The organism is Sphingobacteriales bacterium, assembly GCA_012517435.1.
Taxonomy (GTDB): Bacteria; Bacteroidota; Bacteroidia; order CAILMK01; family JAAYUY01; genus JAAYUY01.
Genome location: JAAYUY010000030.1, coordinates 1 through 23176, shown reverse-complemented (window position 1 = coordinate 23176; position 23176 = coordinate 1). Strand labels below are relative to the sequence as shown.

26 protein-coding genes are annotated in these 23176 nt (G+C 35.5%); 3 read left to right on the top strand and 23 right to left on the bottom strand.

The genetic code is table 11. The annotated features are described in order from the left end of the window. Nucleotides 1-1600 (top strand): IS1182 family transposase (locus GX437_01960; GenBank protein ID NLJ06414.1); only part of this gene is annotated, 1600 nt, incomplete at its 5' end. Between the two features lie 347 nt (nt 1601-1947). On the opposite strand, the gene GX437_01955 is transcribed toward GX437_01960, so the two are convergent. From GX437_01955 to GX437_01940, 4 genes are read right to left on the bottom strand one after another with little or no spacing between them, the layout of a single operon-like run. Further along, nucleotides 1948-2649: a methyltransferase gene (locus GX437_01955; GenBank protein ID NLJ06413.1), complete on the bottom strand. Its 702-nt coding sequence runs from the start codon at nt 2647-2649 to the stop codon at nt 1948-1950. After that, nucleotides 2646-3599, bottom strand: a complete 954-nt coding sequence (locus tag GX437_01950) for a methyltransferase (protein ID NLJ06412.1) — start codon at nt 3597-3599, stop codon at nt 2646-2648. Before GX437_01950 ends, GX437_01955 begins: the two co-directional genes overlap by 4 nt. Further along, nucleotides 3589-4179: a histidine phosphatase family protein gene (locus GX437_01945; GenBank protein NLJ06411.1), complete on the bottom strand. Its 591-nt coding sequence runs from the start codon at nt 4177-4179 to the stop codon at nt 3589-3591. Before GX437_01945 ends, GX437_01950 begins: the two co-directional genes overlap by 11 nt. Next, nucleotides 4176-6473 carry a glycosyltransferase gene (locus GX437_01940; GenBank protein ID NLJ06410.1) on the bottom strand — a complete coding sequence of 766 codons (2298 nt, stop codon included), beginning with the start codon at nt 6471-6473 and terminating at the stop codon, nt 4176-4178. Before GX437_01940 ends, GX437_01945 begins: the two co-directional genes overlap by 4 nt. Nucleotides 6474-6941: 468 nt before the next feature. Between GX437_01940 and GX437_01935 the strand changes: the two genes are divergently transcribed. Then, nucleotides 6942-8756, top strand: a complete 1815-nt coding sequence (locus GX437_01935; protein ID NLJ06409.1) for a sigma-54 factor interaction domain-containing protein — start codon at nt 6942-6944, stop codon at nt 8754-8756. A 572-nt stretch (nt 8757-9328) separates the two neighbouring features. Here GX437_01935 and GX437_01930 read toward each other — a convergent pair. From GX437_01930 to GX437_01855, 16 genes are all read right to left on the bottom strand, one after another. After that, nucleotides 9329-10114, bottom strand: a complete 786-nt coding sequence (locus GX437_01930) for an Mrp/NBP35 family ATP-binding protein (protein NLJ06408.1) — start codon at nt 10112-10114, stop codon at nt 9329-9331. 7 nt (nt 10115-10121) lie between these two features. Next, nucleotides 10122-11483, bottom strand: a complete 1362-nt coding sequence (locus GX437_01925; protein ID NLJ06407.1) for an FAD-dependent oxidoreductase — start codon at nt 11481-11483, stop codon at nt 10122-10124. A 20-nt stretch (nt 11484-11503) separates the two neighbouring features. After that, on the bottom strand, nt 11504-12442 hold the full coding sequence (locus GX437_01920; GenBank protein ID NLJ06406.1) for a radical SAM protein: 939 nt from the start codon (nt 12440-12442) through the stop codon (nt 11504-11506). Beyond that, the gene (locus GX437_01915) at nt 12439-12825 is read right to left on the bottom strand and encodes a hypothetical protein (protein NLJ06405.1); all 387 of its coding nucleotides are present in this window, start codon (nt 12823-12825) and stop codon (nt 12439-12441) included. Before GX437_01915 ends, GX437_01920 begins: the two co-directional genes overlap by 4 nt. 1 nt (nt 12826) lies before the next feature. Next, the gene (cobO, locus tag GX437_01910; GenBank protein ID NLJ06404.1) at nt 12827-13348 is read right to left on the bottom strand and encodes a cob(I)yrinic acid a,c-diamide adenosyltransferase; all 522 of its coding nucleotides are present in this window, start codon (nt 13346-13348) and stop codon (nt 12827-12829) included. Further along, complete coding sequence (locus GX437_01905; protein NLJ06403.1) at nt 13335-14204, bottom strand: P-loop NTPase; 870 nt, start codon at nt 14202-14204, stop codon at nt 13335-13337. The genes cobO and GX437_01905 overlap by 14 nt, the downstream gene beginning before the upstream one ends. Then, nucleotides 14185-15069 carry a P-loop NTPase gene (locus GX437_01900; protein ID NLJ06402.1) on the bottom strand — a complete coding sequence of 295 codons (885 nt, stop codon included), beginning with the start codon at nt 15067-15069 and terminating at the stop codon, nt 14185-14187. Before GX437_01900 ends, GX437_01905 begins: the two co-directional genes overlap by 20 nt. Further along, on the bottom strand, nt 15062-15505 hold the full coding sequence (locus tag GX437_01895) for a CGGC domain-containing protein (GenBank protein NLJ06401.1): 444 nt from the start codon (nt 15503-15505) through the stop codon (nt 15062-15064). Before GX437_01895 ends, GX437_01900 begins: the two co-directional genes overlap by 8 nt. Before the next feature lie 5 nt (nt 15506-15510). Continuing rightward, a complete protein-coding gene (locus GX437_01890; protein ID NLJ06400.1) occupies nt 15511-16254 on the bottom strand; it encodes a ZIP family metal transporter in 744 nt (247 codons plus the stop codon). A 3-nt stretch (nt 16255-16257) separates the two neighbouring features. Beyond that, nucleotides 16258-17151 carry a DUF89 family protein gene (locus GX437_01885; protein NLJ06399.1) on the bottom strand — a complete coding sequence of 298 codons (894 nt, stop codon included), beginning with the start codon at nt 17149-17151 and terminating at the stop codon, nt 16258-16260. Further along, a complete protein-coding gene (locus GX437_01880) occupies nt 17114-17485 on the bottom strand; it encodes an ATPase (protein NLJ06398.1) in 372 nt (123 codons plus the stop codon). The genes GX437_01885 and GX437_01880 overlap by 38 nt, the downstream gene beginning before the upstream one ends. Before the next feature lie 4 nt (nt 17486-17489). Then, nucleotides 17490-18200, bottom strand: a complete 711-nt coding sequence (locus GX437_01875; GenBank protein ID NLJ06397.1) for a peroxiredoxin — start codon at nt 18198-18200, stop codon at nt 17490-17492. A gap of 76 nt (nt 18201-18276) precedes the next feature. Then, a complete protein-coding gene (locus tag GX437_01870; protein ID NLJ06396.1) occupies nt 18277-18510 on the bottom strand; it encodes a DUF5320 domain-containing protein in 234 nt (77 codons plus the stop codon). A gap of 27 nt (nt 18511-18537) precedes the next feature. Further along, on the bottom strand, nt 18538-18720 hold the full coding sequence (locus GX437_01865) for a DUF5320 domain-containing protein (GenBank protein ID NLJ06395.1): 183 nt from the start codon (nt 18718-18720) through the stop codon (nt 18538-18540). Between the two features lie 9 nt (nt 18721-18729). Continuing rightward, on the bottom strand, nt 18730-19047 hold the full coding sequence (locus GX437_01860; protein NLJ06394.1) for a hypothetical protein: 318 nt from the start codon (nt 19045-19047) through the stop codon (nt 18730-18732). A gap of 1 nt (nt 19048) precedes the next feature. Further along, nucleotides 19049-19642 (bottom strand): DUF134 domain-containing protein, encoded by a 594-nt coding sequence (locus tag GX437_01855; protein ID NLJ06393.1) that lies wholly within the window; start codon nt 19640-19642, stop codon nt 19049-19051. A gap of 87 nt (nt 19643-19729) precedes the next feature. Between GX437_01855 and GX437_01850 the strand changes: the two genes are divergently transcribed. After that, nucleotides 19730-20134: an acyl-CoA thioesterase gene (locus GX437_01850; protein ID NLJ06392.1), complete on the top strand. Its 405-nt coding sequence runs from the start codon at nt 19730-19732 to the stop codon at nt 20132-20134. Nucleotides 20135-20656: 522 nt separating this feature from the next. Here GX437_01850 and GX437_01845 read toward each other — a convergent pair. The 3 genes from GX437_01845 to GX437_01835 form a co-directional block, all read right to left on the bottom strand. Beyond that, nucleotides 20657-20926 carry a tyrosine-type recombinase/integrase gene (locus tag GX437_01845; GenBank protein NLJ06391.1) on the bottom strand — a complete coding sequence of 90 codons (270 nt, stop codon included), beginning with the start codon at nt 20924-20926 and terminating at the stop codon, nt 20657-20659. Between the two features lie 218 nt (nt 20927-21144). After that, entirely contained in the window at nt 21145-21381 is a 237-nt protein-coding gene (locus tag GX437_01840; GenBank protein NLJ06390.1) for a carboxypeptidase regulatory-like domain-containing protein, read from the bottom strand. 212 nt (nt 21382-21593) lie between these two features. Continuing rightward, complete coding sequence (locus tag GX437_01835) at nt 21594-22565, bottom strand: hypothetical protein (protein ID NLJ06389.1); 972 nt, start codon at nt 22563-22565, stop codon at nt 21594-21596. Between the last annotated feature and the right edge of the window lie 611 nt (nt 22566-23176).

The window sequence follows — 23176 nt, the reverse complement described above, 5'->3', positions numbered from 1 at the left end:
CATGGCAACATTAATTGGAAACAACAGGGAGCAAATGCAGATGATGAGCTTTGAGGCTTTCATTGGTAAAAATAATCCGGTACGGTTGATTGATGCATTTGTAGATAAAATTGAGTTAAATAAACTTGGAGTCAAAATACCCGGTGCGGTGGAAGGTCGCAAAGGGTTTCATCCTGCATCGCTACTGAAACTCTATCTGTACGGGTACATGAACCATGTCAGAAGTTCACGCAAACTGGAAAAAGAATGTGAGCGTAATATCGAAGTCAGGTGGTTGCTCCATGAACTTACCCCTTCCTATAAAACCATTGCTGACTTCAGAAAACATTATCCTGATGCTGTACGGATACTTTTCAGCCTGTTTATCAATTTATTGAAAGAAGCTGAACTGATTGGCGGCAAAACCATGGCTATTGACGGTAGCAAGTTCAGGGCTGTCAACAGCAGCAAAAACAACTACAACCAAAAGAAAATTGACCGTCATCAGGAGTTTATTGACCGCAAAATAAATGATTATCTTGCTGAACTTGAGAAAAACGACCAGGAAGAGAACAATGATGAACTGAAAATCAAAGTTGATAAAGTTCAGAAAGAACTTGAACGCTTAGCCCAAAGGAAGTTAAAATACAACAACCTGCAACAACAATTAGACAACACAGAAGAAGTACAAATCAGTAGCAGCGACCCTGATAGCCGTGCATTGATCATCCGAAAAAACATAGTGGAGGTATCCTACAACACGCAAACCACTGTAGATGAAAAACATAGCCTCATCATAGACTATGAAGCCACCAACGAAAACGATTCAAAAGCATTGGCAGCTATGGCAATGAGGGCTAAGGAGGTATCAGGACAAGAAAAAATCACTGTTTTAGCCGATAAAGGCTACCACAACGGAGAACAAATAGCCCAATGCGAAGCTGAAAACATCAGCACCATAGTAGCCTGCCGAGAACAACCCACTGTCAAACATCTTGAAAATGAATATCTGGTAGAAAATTTCATTTATGACAAAGAAAATGACACCTATACCTGTCCGCAGGGCGAAATATTAAAAAGCAATGGCAAATGGTACAACAAAAGCCACGACAGCGAAAAGAAGAAAAAAACAAGGAAAAACATTACCAATTACCGCATAAAACAATACAAAACCACTGCCTGTAAAAACTGTCCGTTAAGGGATAAATGCACGAAAAACAAATCAGGGAGACTCATAGAGCGAAGCGAACATCAGGATGCCGTTGACCGCAACAACAAACGCTTACTCTCTGAAAAAGAATTATATAAGCGAAGACAAGCCATAGTGGAACATCCTTTCGGAACAATCAAGCGAGCGTGGGGGTTTTCTTACACTTTGCTCAAAGGATTGAAAAAAGTGAATGGGGAGATGGGCTTAATTTATATCGCATACAACTTCGTCAGGGTGAAAAACATCCTTGGCTTCGATAAATTCATGGAATTATTGCAAAACTGGCATCCGGACTATTCCGGTTTTCATTTTTTGTCTGTTTTGAGGTCATTTTTCAGCTCATTCAGGCTTCGCCAATTTTTCCATCTGATTTTTCCTCCCCAAAAATTGCTCGTCTTATATCGCACCTGATGAAGCATGAAGTTCTCTGGCTACGAATTTCTCACTAATTATTTTTAAAAAATGAGTTTTTGCACAGTCTGACGTTTTGCGGCTTGGCGAAGGTGGCGATTTTCACCACTAAACTTCATACAAAGAACCGCACTTCAATTATACGAAAAATTGTCATACGAAGCACTGAACCGCCACTTTTGCCAAACCGCTGTTACCGGTAGTGGTTCTTTTCAGTCGAGTTGGTTTGTTGTCAATTTTGCACTGTCTTTGGGCTGTCCCGTGCGGTTGCTTGGTAGCTCTTTTGCATTTTTTTGTTTGGCTTTGTGTATCGGCAAAAATGCAAATGTGCTACCAAATGCGTGGGCTTAAACAGAGATAATTTTCTGTCCTTGCTCGTCAATAATTATTTTGTTTTTGTCAAACTGCGTTACTAATGCAAAACCGTTGTAAAATGGTTCAATCGCTAAAAATCTGTGTCTGTAAATTTCGTTTCCGTCCTTGTCAATATGAAACCAGCCGTCTTTGTCCATAGCAGTTGCAAAGTTTTTGTGAAAAATGCCAAGGTCTAAATATGATTTGTCGTTTAGGAAATTGCCTTTAATGTCTATGTGTCGGTAAAGTCCGTTAGCCGTTTTTACACAAGCATAGCCGTCTTTGAAGTCGCCACAGTAAATAAAACTGTCGCTGTAAATTTTCTTACCGTCAAGGTCAATATGAAAATAGTTGTTGTCGCTGTCCCGAACTGTGCAAAGGTCTTCCTGAAAATTTCCCGTCCACGAAAATGAATTTGAATAAGCTCTTTCGCCCTTGTCTGTCATATGAAACCACTTGTCGCCTTGCACAACTGCTGCCCTGTTGCAATAAAAGCCAAAAGTCCGTGTAAACCTTTCAGCATAGAGTTGATTGCCTGAACTGTCAATGTGATATGAACCGCTTTTGTCTTTTACTGGTGCAAGTCCAGGAGAGTGAAATTTTAAAACTTCAATAAACTGCTTGCCAAAAATTTGTTTTCCGTCAAGTATAAAATGAGTGTTGTCTGCCGATACTTTAATGTCTTGCCAGTTCATTTTTTGAAAATTAAAATAGTTTGTAAATCGTTTAGTTTTACTTCACCTTGAAAACTAAAGTTGGTGTTTTGAGCAAGTGAAATGTATTCTTTGGTTGTTCTTTCATAGCTTTCGCAAATTGCAGTCATATTGAGTGAAAGCAATGATAAATCAGCAGTGATTTTGTCTGCACAATTTTCAATTACATATAATACTCCGTTGTTTGGCAATGCTTCAAAGCAATTTTGTAGAATATGTTTTGCTTTTTCATTATTCCAGTCGTGAAGAACCCTTGAGAGAATTATTGCTTCCGATTGATTTGGAATTTTGTCAAAGAAACTTCCGCCTATTTTCTTGATATTTGGAATAGTTACTCTATCGATGACTTTGGGCAAGTCAAACAAAACACATTCAACGTTTGGTTTCTTTGCCTTAATGTTCTCCAAAACTGCACCGTAACCACCCCCAACATCCATTAGAGATTTGTGTTTGCTGAAATCAATCACCTCAGGCAAATTTTTGTAATCATCTTTTGCATATTGATACATTGCTTTGTGGTAAGCGTGAAGCTTTTCCGAGTTGTCGTTTAGAAAATCAAAAAATGGCTTTCCGTAGATTTCTTTAAAAGTACTATTGCCTGTTTTGATGGAAAAATCCAAATTCTGCCAAGCATTCAAATGTTCTGAACTCCAATTCAAACAAGCGTATTTTAAGCTATCAGGATTATTTTCTGTGAGAAATTTCGACAAAGAATTAACCTTGAATAACTCGACATTTTTACTCAAGAAATTGGCATTATGCAAAGCATTTAGCAACAACAATAATTTTTCTTCATTTAACGAAAGTTCCTCAGCTAATTGCTTTGCTGTTTTTTCTTCTAGTAAGTTATCAAACAAATTGAGTTTGCAAGCTGTGCTAACTGCCATATATGTCCAGTGTTCCGTAAAGAATGATTTAAGTTCATTTTTCATAACGCCCATTTTTCAAGGTTAGTCCCGATAAATATTTAACCCAATTTTCTTTAGTGTAAATTGTTTTATTAATACTGTAATGATAAAATGCAATCAACATATCGTGAGAAACAAAAAGTGTCAAACCGTTGTCCTTTGTGTTTTCTGAAATAAAATTGGTAAGGGAGTTGCGTAATTCTTCAATTTTAGGCACACCGGGTATTTCCACCCCTTGAATAAAATGGTCATACATTTTAAAACCTCCGTGTTGCAAATAATATTCTCCTGCAATTTTTTCGTCAGCAATATGCAGTCCGGGTGCACCTAACGCAGTTGTTTCAATTATTTCTACTGGACTTCCATAACCTTTGGTAATAAATTCAGCCGTTTGAATACAACGTCCAACAGGGCTTGTAAAAATTTTGTTTAGTTTTCTTTCTGATAAACTTTCGCCAAAATTTTTTGCGTTTTGTTTTCCTTTTTCATTCAGTAGAACTTCGTTTCCAAATGAACCGTCAGGAATAGCATCCCTATCTCCGTGTCTAATAAGCAATGACAATCTATGTTCATCACTATAATGTTTTAAAATTTCATTTTTCATATTTTATTGGGTTTACGCATATTACAGGTTTTACATAAATCAATTTTCTTGTAGTTCTTCACTAGGTTTTGGTAGTTATCGCTTCGCAACACTTCTTCAATGCTTGTATTTTCTATGTTCCCGAAATCTCCAAGCGTATTACGTTGTTCGTCTGGAGCACAACAAGGCGAAATTTTACCTGTGGCAGATACCCATAGTTCTTTTTCCAAAAACGGGCATTCATAACTTTCGGGGATTTCTTTGTTTTCATTTTTCTGCAATGGAATAATGTTTTCCAAAATCACTTTATCGCCATTTGGTTTACGGAATTTCTCTTGTGCTTCGTGGGCTTCTTTTACATACTCGTTCCATTGTAAAATACTTTCAGGTGTTGCTTTCATTGACAAATGCTTGATTTCGTCAAAGTGTGCCCAAAGCTGATGTCCTTTTACTCTATCAACACCCAACTCAGCCGCCAACTTCACAATGTCTGCTAACTCGTGCATATTATTTTGCATAAATGTTAGCTGGAAAGTAACACGGCAGTAATAACCAGTTTTTGCAAAGTGTTCTTCACGAATACGCATAAACTCTTTCACGTTTGCAACTGCTTCGTCAAAGTTTATTTTCAACATTACTTTTTGCGAAGTTTCTGCGGTTGCACCGTTCCAACTTATTTTCACATCGGTTGTAATTGGAACAATTAGCTTCGCCCACTCAGTAACGGTTTTCTCTGTTGTTCTCGGAAACGTTCCGTTGGTGGTCAAATTCATTTTGATGTCGTATTTGTAACACAACTCAATGAAGTGGGCAAAATGCTTATAGATTAACGGTTCGCCCATTGTGGACGGTATCATTTCCGTAACACCTATTTTTTTCGCTTGCTGAAAAATGGGTTCTAACCATTCTTTCGGCATTCTGCGGTGTTTACCGCCCAATTTCTCTTTTATATAAGTTGAAAATGGGCTGTGTTCTTCGCACATTGTGCAACTCAAATTACAATCTTCAGGATTTGTGTCTAGCGTAACACGCCAAAGTTTATAAATGAATTCGCTATAAATATTTTCTAATTCTTTACAATGGTCCTGAATATTTGGAACGCTTCCGTCTGCGGAATACAAATAACCTTTTTCGCCTAATGTTTTCATTTTATCGGGATTTGTAACAGCAAATTTCATTTGCTCTGCCAACGAATTTGTGTTGCGATGTTCAAACAAAAGTCCGTTGATATTGTGCTGAACATATTCTTTCATTCCGCCAAAGTCGGCTGTAATTACAGGAACTTTGCACGATTGTGCTTCGTGAATAACAAGGGGTGAATTTTCGCCCCAAATGCTCGGGACTACAATACAATCAACATTTGAAAAAACATCATTTGCCAAATTATGATTGATGTATTCACCTGCAAACTCAATTTTGTTTTTTGAAGTTGATGCGAGCAACTTTAGTGCATTAGTGCTTTGTCCGTTTTCTCTGCCGTAAATTTTAAGTGTTGCAGGTTCTTCAATTTGTTTGAACGCTTCAATCAAATCATTCACACCTTTTGCAGGTATAAGAGTTCCTATGTAACCAAAAGTGAAATTTGTTTTTTCGTTTGATTTTTTTGTTTGCGTCAAATATTCTGTTGGAAAACCGTAATCAAGGTAAACGATTTTATTTTCTGGAACTTCAAACTCATTGATAAATCTGTTTCGTAAATAGTGTGATGGTGCAATGAATAAATCTACCTTGTTAATGATTGATTTTGTTTCAGCCATTCGCTGATGTATCCAATTGCTCCAATTTTCAATTTCATTTTGTTCGTTTTCTTCTCGTCCGCTGAAATAAACTTTGTAACAATCTGTCGCACATTTTTTGTCGTCTTGCTTTTTGCACAACTGAAAGTTGTTGGTTTTGCCAATGCTTCGTGTAAGGAATTGTCCTCTCGGACACATCAGCCAAAAGTCGTGAAGCGTGTAAATGATTGGAATATTGAGTTTGTTCAGTTCATCAATCAAACCTGTGGAAAGATGATTAACGTGTCCAATGTGTGCAATGTCGGGTTTGATTTGCTTTACTAGTTCCGCAAAGTTCTCATCCATCTGTTTGTGACGATAACCGTCCTTTCCTTGCGGATTGTTTACGAAATAGAAATTAAGATTATCAGTTTTGTTTTCGTGTCGGATTGTAAAGTCAGGCGAGTAGGGATTTTCTTCTCTAGTGAAAACAGATACTTTGTGCCTTTTGGAAAGTTCGTTGCAAATAGATTGACTATAAACTTCTGAACCTGCATTGTAGTTGAGTGGGTAGCCGTGAATGATTTTTAGTATGTGCATTTTATTTGATTTATTGAGTTGTAACAATTATATGTAGAGCATTTGAAAGTGAGCACCCTTTTCTTTTTTGAATAAATAGTTCGGGTGGTCACACCAGTAGCCAGTAAGGATTAGATTTCTTTTCACAATTAAGACGAGGCAAGTTTCTTCGTCTTTAGCTAAACCTTTCTTTTTTAGAAATGATGGCAATACTAGAACAACGTCTTTTTCACATTTGGTGCATTCTACATACGGTAGTATTTTGTAAAGCATTTGGTCGTCAATGCTTCTGTCCCATTGGCTGAATAAGAAGTGGTCAGTTTTTCTAAACTCTAAAATTTGTTTGTTCATTTTCTTTCGATTTAGAATGAGTATAGTTGAAAGCTGTGCCAAACCGTTTCAGATTTCTTAAAACATTGATATACAAGCGATAAAGAAACTTACGAAAGAAACATATAATACCTACAAGAAATAAATTACCTTTGTGGAATGAAAAACATTTACATTTCTTGGCACTACACAACTCACGGGGTTGCATACCTCAAGCATATACTAAGTAGGTTTTACCTATTTGAAAAGTTGCCTTCAGAAAAATTGGATTTAAGCCGCTTGGAACAAGAAGAACTCAACGTAATATTTGATACTCCAAAACAGAACGGCTTTTTATTTGATGAAATAATTTACCTGACTGCTCCGCAAATAGCATTCGACAAACTATCGAGCAGAAGGGTTAGTTATAAAAAAACAATACTTGATGATGAGTTTGTTATCAACCAAGGACTGAAGGAGTTGTTTGATGAGATAATTTCTAACGACAAAATTTGTTATGATTTAGAAGCGGAATTTTCTTATGTCAAAAAGAAATACCCTAATAAAATTAAAATATTTGAACATGCAGTTTGGAGAAATATTCAGCATTATCCGATTGAGCAACAGATAAAATGGCTGACTGAATACTCTAACTTTAAAAATGTTTATCAAGGGAATTTCAAAGTTGTAGAACTCAATGTAAATGACCTAAGAGATGAAAAGCAAATTTCTGATGTAGTAAGCAGATGGTCAAGGCAATATTTTTCAAAGCAGAAGAATTTCCAGCCAATAATAAATGTTTCATTAGGGAGCAATGAAACCCAAGTTGTTTGGCACATTCTTGCAGAGGCAGGACAGTTGCCAGAGAATACTAGATTTATTAAAACCTATGATGATAAAAGTGACAAACTTGAAAAGAGATTTAAACAGTTTTCAATTCAAGAAATACCAACTAATCTAATTTCTACAATTGGTGCAGAGTTTAAAGTTTTCAGCGAAACAAAATCCCCATCGAGGAAATTGGTAAACAAGAAAATGGAAACATTTCTTAAATCAGGTTTCTCAATTTTATTGATAGGAGAAAGAGGAATTGGTAAGTCAAAAATTGCAAGCGAAGCAAAGCAATCATTTGACAATAAAAATCCCTTCATAGAAGCGAATTGTGCATCATTTGATGAAGATAGTAAAGCAGAGGCAGAGTTATTTGGTTTTGAGAAAGGTGCATTTACTGGTGCAAATGCTGTAAAAAAAGGCCTTTTAGAGGAAGCAGATGGAGGGATTTTATTTCTTGATGAAATCCATCATCTGTCAAAGCTAGTTCAGGCAAAATTAATGAAGGCATTGCAAACAGATAAGCATAATAAAATGTCTATCCGAAGAATGGGAAGTAATAAAGAAATAAAGGTTGAATGTCGCTTGATTTTTGCCACCAATAAAAGTGTTGCCGAATTGCGAAACGAATTACTGCCTGATTTTTACGATAGAATAGTCCAACACGTTGTAAATATTCCCTCAATAAGAGAAACTGTTGAAGATAGAATAACAGATTGGGAAAATATTTGGAAAGGATTAAAATTTAAAGGTGATGCTCCAAAGGAATTGGAATTAGTGAAATGGCTAAAGCAGTTACCTTTGTATGGTAATTACAGAGATTTACAGAAAATAGCGATGTATTACAATGCGTTTAATCAGTTCGATGCAGATACAAAAAATATGTTGAATGAAACCAATGCATTTCAATATGCTAAGAATGAATTTGAAAAATATCACAGTCCAGTCGTTCAACTCGGAAAAGAGAAGTTCAATTTTAATATTAAGCAAACCACAAAAGAAATGATAGCCGATTACTTGTTTGAGCTACAAGATTGGGCTGTGTCCAAATTTGAAGGAAGAAAACCTGCAATTGAACATTTTAAATCTATAGGTGATACAGTTACAGAAAAAACCTTTAATGATTGGAAGAATAAGAAGTCGCTTACAAAATCAAAAAGTTAGTCAAACTGTCGTTGTTGTGCTGTTGGGCAAAATAAAATGTGCTGCAATTTGGGTCGGTTTGGGGTGGCTTTGCAGCTCTTTTTATTTTGCGAAGGGATAGCCAAACGGCATTGCCAAAATCCATTTTATTGTCTGTTGTCCGGAAAAATGTTTGAATGTTGCACTGTCGCAATACCATTACCGGTAACGGTCGAGTGTAAGTGCCGTAAGGGATTGCGGGTGATTTCCTATCAAGTTACACGAAAAGTTAAAGCGGACTTCTGACCTTCGAAAACCTCTGAAACCCTTATGGCATTTACACTTTGTTAGCAACTGGCGGTTCTTGTCATTCGTGTCACAAAGATACTATTATTTTATATTTAGCTGTCATAAGTCAAAGCGTTTTTGGCTGGGTTGGAGTGTGTGTTAGCGTTTAAATTTTTACAGAAGGGAAGGGATTTTTTGTTTTTGTTACTGCCAGTAGTGTGTGGAAAATGGCAAGCTTTTGCTGCAAACTTTGGTCGAGGGAGGCTCGTGCGGTTTGCAGCATGTGCTTGACATAGCGTTGGACAATACTCAAAATGAATTATTGGCTAAACAATTTTTTCTATTACTTTTTCAAAAGCTGAAATAACTGTTTTGTCAGTTTGGTTGTAAATGCTCAACCCTTTTTCGGCAGCTTCGCCAACTTCGGAAACTAAAGGTATTTGTCCTAATAAGGTAGAATTTAGTTCGGAAGCTAATATCGCACCTCCGCCTTGTCCGAAAATGTAATACTTTTCTTCGGGATGTTTTTTAGGAGTAAACCACGACATGTTTTCAATAATACCAAGGATAGGTACATTCAAATCAGGGTTTGTAAACATTGAAGCTGCTTTGCGGGCATCGTTCAGGGCTATTTCCTGAGGCGTTGTAACAATAATTACACCTGTAAGTTTTATCTTTTGAACTGTTGTAAGTTGTATATCACCTGTTCCCGGTGGAAAATCAATTATCATATAATCTATTTCACCCCATTCTGTATTTTCGAAAAGTTGAGTAATCGCATTAGCAGCCATCGGTCCACGCCAGATTAAACCCTGATTAGCTGCCAGAAAGAAACCAATAGACATGATTTTTACACCATATTTCTCAATGGGGAACATCATTTCTTTATCACCAAAAGTTGTAACATCAGGTCTGGCGTTTTCAATGCCAAACATTTTAGGAATTGAAGGTCCGTAAATATCAGCATCGACTAAGGCAACTTTTTCACCATTACGTGCCAATGCTATTGCCAAATTGGTTGAAACTGTTGATTTTCCTACACCGCCCTTGCCAGATGCTACTACAATAATATTTTTCACACTGGGCAAGTTTATTTTTTCAAAAGCACCCATAATTTTATTATTCTTTATGGTTTAACATTTTGATTGCAATACTTTCAGCCGCCTTAATTAAAGGATAAGCTGCAGGAGATGCAGTGAGGCATGGATGCGTTCCTATTTGCATGGTTAAAAAAGAATTAACAGACATGCGATTTTGTATAGCCAACCCTATAACATTGGTCAATTCACCTGCTTCTTTTCCTCCTATTACTTCTCCTCCAATGATAATACCCGAATTTTTGGCTGCAATAAGTTTTACAATTTGCTTATGAGCATCAGGTAAATTTCCGGGATGTCTGTTAACACCTTCAAAAGTACCAGTAATCGTAGCAATGCCTTCTTGTTCAGCTCGTTGTTCGGTTACTCCTGCTGTGCCAAACCCTATATCATCTATGGCAGTGGAATAAATAGCAATAGTTCCGCTAAACGTTTTGACAACATGGAGATTAAATAAATTCATTCCTGCAATTCTTGCTTCAGCGCAAGCTGTTGATGCAAGCATAGTTGGTACTCTTCGGCGGGTTACAAAATCGCGTTTTTGGGCACAATCTCCAACGGCAAATACATCTTTAACATGTGTACGCATATACTCATCAACGGCGATAAAATTATCTTCATCGACATAAATACCCGATTTTTTAGCTAATTCACTATTGGGTTTATACCCAATGGATAAAACAACGGCGTCCATTTTCAAAGTTTGTCCATCTTCGAGTTCGATGGCTTCAACTTTGTTGTTTCCCAATACCTTGCTTATTCCTTTTCCTGTAATAATGTTTAAGCCTTTCTTAGTAAGTAAATCATGAATATTTTTTGCTATTTCAGGGTCAAAAGCAAGATTTAAGATATGAGGTAGTTTTTCAATCAGGGTAACTTTATATCCTTTCTTGGTAAGCTCATCGGAAAGCTCAACCCCAATAAAACCTGCACCAATCACAGCAATATTTTTAACCTGTTCCAGTTTTGCTTTCATATTATCAAGATAAGCTTTGTCTTTAGGGATGACAAAAACATTTTCCAAATCAGCCCCCTCAAGCCATTTAGGTTTGACTGGAATTGAGCCTGTGGCAATAATCAATTTTTGATAACCAATTTTTTCGCCACTGGCAAAGGTTACTACTTTATTGTTGGTGTCAATTTCTGTTGCTTCGTCAACAATTGAGGTTATGCCATTTTTTTGAAGCATGGTATCTACGGGCATAAGGTTTTTTTCACTGCAATCAAGTGTCCCAAAAATGTAGGGTATGCCGCATGGCACCATCATCTCTTTTTGTTTTTTTACAAGGATAAACTCTTTATTAGACCAATGAGCTTTACCTGTTAAGGCAGCTACCATCCCGGCTGCACTGCCTCCAATGACTAATACATCTGTCGTTTTCATTTGTTTAATTTTAAAAGTTATTAATTATTAAGTTTTCTTATGTAAAATTTGTTTGAATTGTATTCAATTTGTTGAATTATATTATTCTCAATCATTGATTTCACCATATTATAGTCGGCATTGTCTTTCTGTAAGAGTTCTTGCATAGTATCTTCTCTAATGGGATGAACTGCACATATATTGAGAATATCCTCGTATGCATTGCCTGTATAACCGGTATTGGTACCTTCAAAACCAAGGGTAAGTTCTGCATTTAAGCCGGCATTTAAGAAAATTTGGTAGGCTTCGTTTATTTTTTTTTCACTAGGTGGTTTAATGGTTTTTATAGCTGGCGGACGGGTAGGAATGGAGATATAAGCTACTGCCGGATTTATTTGTTTGATTAAGGCTGCCGTTGCTTGTAATATTTCGATTGTATCGTTAAAACTCTCTATTAACATGGTTTCTGTGCATAATTTTCCTTTGTATTCCGATGAAAATAGTTGTAATCCTTTCAAATAATCTGAAAAGTGAATTTTTTTATGGGGTCGGTTTATTTTTTTCCAGATAGCTTCCTCGTTTGCATCAATTTTTACCGATACCCAATCGGCCATTAGCAGGTCATGACGAACTTCGGGCACATGTAATAGCGAGGCATTGGTAATTACGGCAACAGGTATGCCAAGTGATTTAAGTTTGGCAATAGATTTACCGAGATTAATATCTAAGGTAGGTTCACCGTTTGCTACAAATGTCAAATAATCGGGTTTGTCGGAAGGTTTTAATTTTTCTAAATGATGGCTGACTTCGTTGTAAATAAATTCGGGTTCGTAAAATGTGGTTCGCTCAACACAGTATTTCCTTGTCAATCCAACCTGACAATACACACAGGAATACGAACATATTTTTTGTTCTGGAATATTGTTTATTCCAAGGCTTTTTCCTAACCTGCGAGATGGTATGGGTCCGAAACTTATCATTGTTTTATTGTTTTAATTTCAAACAAATTATAATTTGAATCACATACAAAATAAGTTTTGGTTTTATCTTTCTTTTCTCGAATATGCAAACGAAAACCAGCCATTTTAGCTTTGTTTATTAATTCCGTTGCATTATCAGTATGGAAACATATATGATTAAAGGTTGGAATTTTGATATTGTTGACGACAAAAAGTTCCAACTCTATATCATTGCATTTACAATATATAACCTCAACATCTTTTTTGATATTGAAGATTGAAAATGCTTCTTCTTTAGATAGGTTAAATGTTCTAAGCGGAATACAGCCCAATATTTCAATATAAAATGGCTGAAGGTCTTTTTCGATGACTTGTAAGCCAATATGATGTATATCGTTTTTCATACTAGTATTCAATCCCTTTTCTTGCTTGCACACCCTTGTTGTAATAGTGTTTAATTTCTTTCATTTCAGTAATTAAATCAGCCAATTCATATAATTTAGCAGGAGCATATCTTCCTGTTAAGATTATTTCCATTGATACGGGCTTTTTTTGCAATATTTTAATAATATCATTCAAATCAAATAAATGGTAATGAAGAGCAATGCAAACTTCATCCATAACCACTATATCGTATTTATTTTCCAGAATCATTTCGGTAACTTCCCTCAACCCAATTTGAGCTGCTTTTATATCTTTTTCAGTCGGTTCCTTTTTAATAAAACAATCCAAACCATATTGTTTAATCTCAATTTCTGAAAATCTTTTTAAAGCATCTATTTCAGCATAGTGCATACCTTTTACAAATTGACCAATAAACACGCGTTTACCTGCTCCAACAGCCCTAAGAGCTAAACCCAACGCTGCGGTGGTTTTACCTTTGCCGTTACCAGTGTATAAATGAATATAGCCTTTATATTTTTCCATTGGTTATTTTTATAAATGCAGTTTGTAACTCTATTACAAAAGCTGACTTTGGAGCATATTCCACAATGCTTTTGCAATTAACCATTGCTTCAACCACTTTGGAATCAAAAAGAAGTTTTCCGGCAATACTAATATTAATACTATTGCAATAATCCTCTATCTGGTTTGACATTTCATAATTTAGGTCGTATTTATTTATGATTACCCATGTTTTCAGGTTGAATTTTGAGCATATTTCAACTGTCCTTTTTAAATCATGCATTCCAGAAATAGTAGGTTCTGTTACTATTACAACATGGTCAACGCCTGTGATAGTTGAAATTACAGGGCAACCAATTCCCGGAGGTCCATCAATAATTATAGTTTCAATATTTTCTGCTTTGGCTATTGTTTTAGCTTTATCACGAACAATATTTACAAGTTTTCCTGAATTTTCTTCACCCGGAGCAAGCCGACCATATACCATTTTCCCATTACGAAATGTTCCTGCATACATACGGCTTTTATCGCTGTCAATCATTGTAATTGCCTCAGTAGGGCAAATACGAGAGCATAGTTTGCAGCCATCGCAAGAGGTTTCTGAAATAATCACTTTATCATTCAAAAATGAAATAGCACCAAAGCGACAATAATCAATGCACAAACTGCAATTCGTGCATAATGAATAGTTGATTTCTGCTTTTTGTCCGCCAATATATACCTGTTCTTCTTCGTGTGTAGGATTGAAAAGAATATACAAATTAGCGGCATCCACATCGCAATCAGCCAAAACAACTTTTTCGGATAATGTTGCAAAAGCAGCACTTATGCTACTTTTACCTGTTCCTCCTTTACCGCTAATTACTGCTATTTCCATATTTTTCAGATATTGAGTTAAACATTGAAATGAAGTGCTGTTCCCATTCCTTTTTATATTTTACAAATAATTCGCCTTTTGAATAATACGAAGCAATGGTTTTGTCAAACGGTATTTCCATCAATAAGGGAATATGCTCTTGTTTCAAATAATCATAAATAGCATTGTCTCCAAGACCTGCTCGATTGATAATTACACCACAGGTTTTATTCATGGTCTTTAGGGTCTCAACCGATTGCTTTAAATCGCTTAACCCAAATGGCGTGGGTTCGGTAACCAATATAACATAATCGGCTACAGCAACTGTCTGAATAAACGGGCATGAAGTTCCCGGAGGGGAATCTAAAAGAATAATTCCATTGTTCCCTGCTTCTTTGATTGCTTCTTTGATTACTGAAACTGGCGAAAAAACTCCTACTTTCATTTTTGCTTCGATGACTGACGATTTTTCTGTAAGGGTATAACAACTCACGGTTCCAAGCGAAACGTCTTTTTCGCTTATTGCACCATCCATACAGGCAACTGAACAAGCTCCGCAACCGTGACAAAGGTCTTCGATTACTTTAATAATTTTAGCAGGGGGTAAAATGAAAATTGCGTTGTAATTGCAGTATTCGTGACATTTTCCGCAAAATGTGCATTTGCTTTCATCTATTACCGGAACTTTTTGGGTTACTTCAACAGATTTAACATTATTCCCGCTAAAAAACACCATATCATTTGGTTCTTCTGCATCGCAATCAACCAATGTTGTTTGATGATTTTGTTGTTGAAGTACATAAAACAAGTTCGTAGAAACTAAAGTTTTCCCTGTTCCTCCCTTTCCGCTGGCAATAGCAATTTTTATATTTGAGGGCTTAATCATAATTTAATCTCGTTTTTTCATCAATTAATGTAAGCGAAATGGCTCTTTTCAAGAAATCGCTATCCCATGTTTTCATTTTCTGATGTGTTAAATAATATTTCTGAGGAATAGGATGGGTGCCAAAAAAAACCTTCATTCCATATTTTTCAGTAATAAATTTTTCAAAGTGTTCCATGTAAGGACAAGGTGGATAACCAACTAAAAACCCAGTAGCAAAATGGACATGGGTAACCCCGTTTTTGTTCATCTCTTCGGGGGCATATTCTATATTTCCACCGGGGCATCCACCGCAGGTAGTGTAAGCCACAAGTTCAACCTCTTTACCTTTATACATTTCAAAAGCTCCTTCTTTGTTTTGAAATGCTCTGAAACATTTACCACCTGCACAGGTATGGTAGCGGTCGCAGATGATAATTCCGATTTTAATTTTTCCCATAACGATTATTTTAAATGTAAACTCACATAAATAATAGCTATTCCCAATAAAATCAGCATAATTTGGCTGATAGAATCGCTCAGCTTTGTTTTGCTGTGCATTTCGGGAATAAGCTGCGCCAAGGACAGATATAAAAAGCTGGCTGCCGAAAAGGCAAGTACATAGGGCACGATTGTTTTTAGCGAACCGGATAAGAAAAAAGCCAAAGTTCCAAAAATCAAAGCGGTGCTAACCGAGAACACTTTATACCAGAATGCTCTTTTTCGAGAAAGTCCGTTTTTAATTAAAATGCTTAAATCACCCATTGATTTTGGTATCTCGTGAAAAGCAATCGAAATACTTACCATCACCCCAACTTCAATAGAAATTAAAAACGATGAAGTAATAACAATTCCATCTATAATATGGTGAAATGCATCCCCAATTAAGGCTACCGAAGACGAAGCATTGGAATGACGTTCACAATCTTTATTCCCGCAATTTCGCCATAGTACAATTTTTTCTAGTGTAAAAAGGGATAAAATACCAATTAGAATAAAACTGGTAATTTTAACAGGTTCAACCATAGCCACCGCTTTGGGTATCATTCCTAAAAATGCAGCCCCCAACAATATTCCGCTGGCTACATATAAAAAATAAGGAGATACATTGTTTAATTTCTCATCTTTTAATAAAAGCATTAATCCAGCTATAGCCAAGCAACCTATACTGGCCAAAAACAAAGCTGTAATGATAATTACTACATTCATTTTTTATTCCTTTGGATGATAAACAACAAAACTTCCTTTTGTAACATTTAATTTTTCGGCAATGACATCGCATTTTGCCATCAGCAGAAAGAAAATACGAGGGTCATTTTCGTACATCAATCCTTCGTAATTTCCTTGACCTTTTGAAATAATTAAATCTGCCATATTATAAACTTCAAGAAATTCTTTGCTGCATTTATTCAATACGGTAGAAGGTGCATTGAAACCATTTGATATAACATCAGCCACTACATCCATTCCAACCTCTTTAGCATCTGTCATTGTAACATCGTTTAATACAGGAGCACCTTTAACAGCATAGAACACTTCATGATGCATTATCGTTTCAATGAAAAGTTTGTCAAAAACTATTTCTCCGGCATTGTCGCCTAAGTATAAAATTCTTTTTGCTTTTTTAATCTTGTTCTTGAGAAGTTCTGAATGGTCAATAGCAAACGAAGTTTTTAAAACTTTATTTATCGTTTCATGCACATCGAAACTATTATTTGCACCGTAATCCATAATATTTCCGGCAATGGATAGCCGAAGTGCCAAATCAAACGGATTGACCGATGAAAGCACCTTTGGTTTCCATGCTTTATAAAGTTCTAAGGCAATATGATTGCTATTTGCCTTTTCTTCTTTAAAAGGGTCTTTAACGTTTATAATCCGACAAAACTCTTTATTCAATTCCCTTTGAATTTCAGGACTTGAAAGGTTTTTATGCTTAATTATTGTCTCCTGATAAAAAGAAATAAACTTTTGACGTTGAGCTATACCAACATTAAACTTTTCAAACAAGCGTTGATACGTATTAAGAAAACAACTTTTACAACGTTCGTCAACTTCATTCTGAAGATTAATGTTGGCAATTTTCATGTCCGGAATGCTCATCATGATTGCAATAATTAGCACTAAGACTTAACTTGTTCGCCAAAAAATCGGTAACAAGTTCTTTAGCCGTTTTTATAGGTGCACCAACAAAAGCATTAATGTTTTGCTGATTGAACAGCATAATGGCTTGTTGACCCATACCCCCCGCAATAACATCGGTTACACCAAACTCCGCTACCCATTTCGGATATAGTCCGGGGACATGCTCCGGTGGTACAACTTCTTTTACTTCTGTTATTACATTATTTTCAACATTTACAATAGCAAATGTTTGACAATGCCCAAAATGAGCACATAATACTCCATTTTCCAACGGAATAGCAATTTTTCTGTTCATCTTCTTATTTTTTTAAAATTGTTTTTTCAATTTCTTCTTTGCTTATTGGTTTAGTGCAGAAAAACCAATCGTAACATTTAACATTTTTATCTTCCATACGTTCTTTTGCTACCCCACACGAACCGGCAGTAGGAACAATCACATCATCACCCGGATGCCAATCAGCAGGCGTTGCAATAGAAAAAGCATCAGCAGCTTGCATGGCAATAAGTGCACGATACAATTCATCAAAGTTGCGTCCCAAACTCAATGGATAATAAATGATTGCACGAATAATCCCTTTTGGGTCAATAAAAAATACTGCCCTTACTGCTTTGGTATTGCTCTCTCCGGGCATCATCATCCCATATTTTTTAGCAACTTCCATGGTGATGTCTTCTATCAAAGGAAATTTAACTTCAACATCTTTCATCCCTTTGTATTCGATTTTATCTTTGATGGTTCTAAGCCATGCAATGTGGCTGTAAAGCCCATCAACCGATAAGCCAACTAATTTACAATTTGCCTTTGTGAATTTTTCTTCCAAGCTGGCAAAGGTCATAAACTCCGATGTGCATACCGGCGTAAAATCAGCAGGATGGCTGAATAAAATAACCCAACTTCCCTTAAAATCGGCAGGGAAATTAATTTCGCCTTGTGTGGTTATGGCTTTAAAAGCCGGAGCTGCATCTCCTATGCGTGGCATAGCTACGATTTCTTGATTTTGATTTTCCATGTTATTCATTTTTAAATTGTTAAAATCTGTTCTGAAAATAATGAGAGGATTTTCAATTTTCCTCTCATTATTAATACTATTGTCCGCCTCTAAAACGGTTCTGTCTTCCCATCCCAAAACCTCGTCCTCCTCTGCCTCTTCCAAAACCAAATCCTCTTCCCTGAAAGTTTTCAGAAAGATTTTCATTGGTGTTTTCTTTTGTTTCGGCAGTTTGATTTTTGAGATTTGCACCGAAATTAGTACAACGTCCCATTCTTCGGCCTGTCATAGAACCTTGTCCCATAGGGCCTGTTTGATTAAATCCTGGCATAATGACCTCCTTTTTAAATTGTTAATACTATTGTTTTCCGCTTTTTAAGCGTTTCCCTTTTCCTTTACCACCTCCGGAATTGCGTTTTTTACCCAATCCCTTGCCGAGTTTTTGTAATTTTTCTTCATCTGTAGCCTTACTACAATTTCCTAATTTACGCCCTGAACGAGAACCATCTCCTTCGGGACCTGTACCATCAAGTTTTGGCATATTATTTTTTTAATGGTTCAACATTTCAATGATGTCTTTAATTTTTTTTTCAGGCTCTTTTAGAACTATCATTTGAATTTTTAAGCTGTCTAACAGCGGTTTTATTTTCATTCCAAATTCACCTGATACTATTTTATTTACATTACGCGAAGCAACTAATTGAACTGATGCAGGACCAGCACCTTCTTCTGCTTCTTTGTTTGGATTAGGAATAAATTCCATTGCTTTATTCTCTGTGTCGTAAACCACAAAGTAAGCACAGCGACCAAATCGTTGGTCAATGGTTGATTCTAAGGTGTTACCTGTAGAAGTGATAGCTATTTTCATATTATTGGTTTTTAAATTTTCTGCAATTGGGACTTCCTTTTCTTTTCATTAAACTTTGACAGTGGGGGCAAATTTGTTTGCTACATGGCTGCCCGTATTGATGTTCTTGCTCAAATCCACAGTTTGGACATGTACATAAATCTTCACAATGTTTATCAGTAACATTTTCATAGATATTGTCATAATCAAACTTAGCAACCCGTTGGCTTCCACATAGAGGACAATTATCAACAGGTTTTTCTTTTTCAGGATTATTGAAGTAACACCTGCATTTTTTACAATGATACCAGTCGCTATCGAAATAAACTTTACCTCCTTCAATAGAAATTTGTCTTCCCTCAACAAATGCTTTTGCTATTTTGCGTAATGCAGAAGCATATATTCGTGTAAAAGTAGGTCTGGAAACACCCATCATAACAGATGCCTGATGATGATTAAGTATGTCATAGTCGCTTAAACGCAAGGCTTCGTATTCTTCATATAATAGGTTAACAAATTCAAGATTCTGGTTTCCAGATTCTGGGCCATAAGGCTTAAACCCTTTGATCACGGGTGGATTTGAAACTTTTCTTAGCACTTTTATTCTTGGAGACATATTTATATTAAACAATAGTTCACTGCAAAGATAATGAACTATTGTTCATTTTGCAAATTTATTTTATATTTGCAGAAAAATAATTTTATGGATGACAGGATAATGAAATCAGAAACAAGACAGTTTAAGGTAATTTTTCCAAATACTTTAAATGACCACGATACTTTATTCGGTGGAACAGCCATGCAATGGATGGATGAAGTGGCTTATATTACTGCAATCCGATGTTCAAGGAAGAAAATGGTTACTGTTTCGGCTGAGAAAGTTCAATTTCTATTACCTATGAAAACAGGTACAATTGCTGAAATTATTGGAAAAGTAATAAAAGTAAGAAATGTTAAGATTGAAATTCAGGTTGAAATATACATTGAAGATATGTATACTGATAATAGACAAAAAGCTGTTGATGCTTTATTTACATTTGCAGCAATAAATGATGAAAATAAACCTATTCCTATTGATAATGAGAAGTATTCAAGTCAAGAGGTTTAGAGTGGTGGAAAATTGCAGCTCTTCCCGTAAACTTTGGTTGTAAGGTTGGCTTTGTGTGGTTTGCGGGATGTGCTGCAATGTGGGATAGCCAAAATGCCTTTGGCGAAAAGAGCGGTGGGCAAAAGCAAATGTGGTGCATACCTTTTAAAAATAAAAAAATAAATGCACCTCTTTTGCTTTGGCAGAAGGGTTAGCCAAAACGGCTTTGCCGAAAAAGAGCGGTGGGGTAAAATTTTAAACTTTTGGGTCGGCTTGAGTGTCGGCAATTTCTATTTTCAATCTGTCTTTGTTTTGTCAAGTTGCAGTGAAAATGTCAGTCGTGATGTTGTCTTTTTTTTTCCGCTTGTTGCTAACGATTGGATATACGCAATATTGCGTATATTTTTACTTTACTTGAATATGCTTCCTCCATAAAAATTATGTTTCCTTACATTTTGATGGCAAAATTAATTATATTTTTCAAATTGCCAAATGATCTAAAGGACTAATTATTTTTTCCATGCCTTTTGTGGTTATATGTGTTTAAATTTCAGTGGTTTTTGAACCGAAATGCCCTAAAAGACTTTGTATATACCTTAAATCAGTCCCATTTTCCAGTAAATGTGTGACAAAGCTATGTCTTAATGTGTGCATTCTCTTGTTTTTTTCGATGCCTGCTTTATCATATTTTTTCTTCCATGTATAGTTAGTTGTGGCATAAATCTCATGTTTACGGCAGCCAATAACATTCCCGGGTTTCTCTACATCTCTCATAATTGCCTCTTTTTCTTCTCCTGTCCATGTTCTTTTCATATGTCTAAATTAGTGTTTTTAATTCACTAATTTAGTCCTAATGTTTAGGGGGCTAGATCAGAATTTTATTGCACAGATATCAATTATCACAAAAAGTCCTAAAATCTTTCCTTCAATATGCAATTCTTGAATTTGTTTCGAGTATAGTGGTATGGAAATCAATTCATTAATTTTATCATTTCTGTTTACCATTGTTAATTTTAGTTTTGTTTAAACTTTTATAAAGTAAACGAATATGAATCCCCATCATTTGTTCTATGCTCTCCAAATGATTTTGAATTAACATAAAATTCACCTGTTACCAAATTTCCTTTGTTATTGCTAAATGAAATCCAGCCATTACTATTTGTAAAACCTTCATCCCAACCACTCCAAAGACCATAATGAACTGTAACCTTCGCTCCTGAAATTGGCGAGCCTGATCGATTAATTACTCTTACTGAAAATGTACCCATTTCAATTCATCTTAGACAAGATACCTATGGTCTTGAGCCAACATAAATACTTCCAGAACCGTTACAAGTGTAGCAAGGTGCTTTTCCACTTCCCTTACAAACGACACAACCTTTATCCGGAATACCACTTTTCAGGCAATTGCATTTTTCATAATTCCGACTATTATTTCCTTTACATTTAGGACAAATTTGTTTTCCCATATTATTTTGATTTAAGATTCTTGTTTAACATTACTGAATTCGCTATAAAGATATGACAAGTCAAAAAGTTCTTGTTCTGTCATTTCTGCTGGGTTTTTATTAATTAAATCATCAATGTACCATTCTGCACCCCCTGCATAATAATTAACATTTCTCTTTACAATTCCAACAATTTTGTCCCCTACAATAAGTTTTGCAATTTCATATAATGGAAATAAAAGTATATACTTAATAGCTATTGAAATAATCATTGGTATTTGAACAATCAATTCGATCCACCATTTTGTATATTCACTTTCTCTATCTGCCCAATTATAAATCTTTAATCCAACATTTATAAACCAAAGCATGAAATTTTGCACACCTTCTGGCAGCCAAAATCTGGAAAGTGGTAAAAACCCAAAAAGGCAGGACAGTGCCTGTAATCCCCAAAATATACCAATCAAAACTCCAAGAAAAGGACTTATTAAAGAACCTATCCATGTTAGTAAACCAAAAATGAATACACCATATAAAAATGAAATTACTGATAATCCAGCTAAGTCTTCTTTAAAATCTTGGTTTAATAAGTCTTTTAATTTAAAACCATCGCTAAGAATGACCTCCTGAACACTAAATTTATATTTAGTTCTTTTAACTGTTTCCCAAATATTTTTCAAAGTATCTTGAATTGATGAAGCATTTCTTCTTATAACATCTGCTGGTTCTTCATAGGTGTATTCTTTAGCTTGTTCAAACTTTTCCCCAGCCTTATATTCACCTTTGAGAAATGCTACAATTAACTCTGAGGCTGGTTGAATAAGTTGAAAGTAGTTTGTGTATTTTTTAATCTCATTCTCATCTTTTGAATGAGATATTCTATCAGGATGCCATCTGCTTTGTGCTTTTTTGACAATCTTTGGAAGATCATCAAGAGAAACTTTGTTAATATCAATTATTTCAAGAATCTCAATCGCTAAATCAAATGTTAATGATTGTTCCATAAAATTTAATTTTAGTTGTGGATTTTATAATGTAGGTTAAAAATTGATCTATCCATTTATTGATTTCCACTTTCTTTTTGCATCCTCTGAAGATTCTCTATCTGTGTACCAACTGACAGTTGTTTTACCACAGATTTTACATTTAACTCCTTCATTAGTTCCTTGTTGACGGTTACATTTACCGCAGAAATAAACTTCACTTGACATGACAATTAAATTTAAAAGTTTTGCTTACTCTATATGGTTTTCGGCATTCCCATTATTTTATTAATCTTTAACCTATTAAATCTTTACAGTTTTTACAACGTTCATGACCACACCAGCTACATTTCCATTTATCATTGTAGTTTTCTGACTTACACTTACAACATTTCCAACTTTGTGTTTTTGCATAATTTAAATTCGATGAATTACTCATATTATTAACTTTTAAGATTTTTCAATTCTCTTTTTTTAATTCAGCATTGCCTACAACGTTTCTCAGCTATACGCAGGCAGGGATTTTAACCACTGAACTTCCTACGAAGAACTGAACTTCAAATTTACCACTTTCCTGTCTTACGAAGCACGAACCCCCTGCTTGCGTATAGGTGATGTTATGCGGTCGGCTT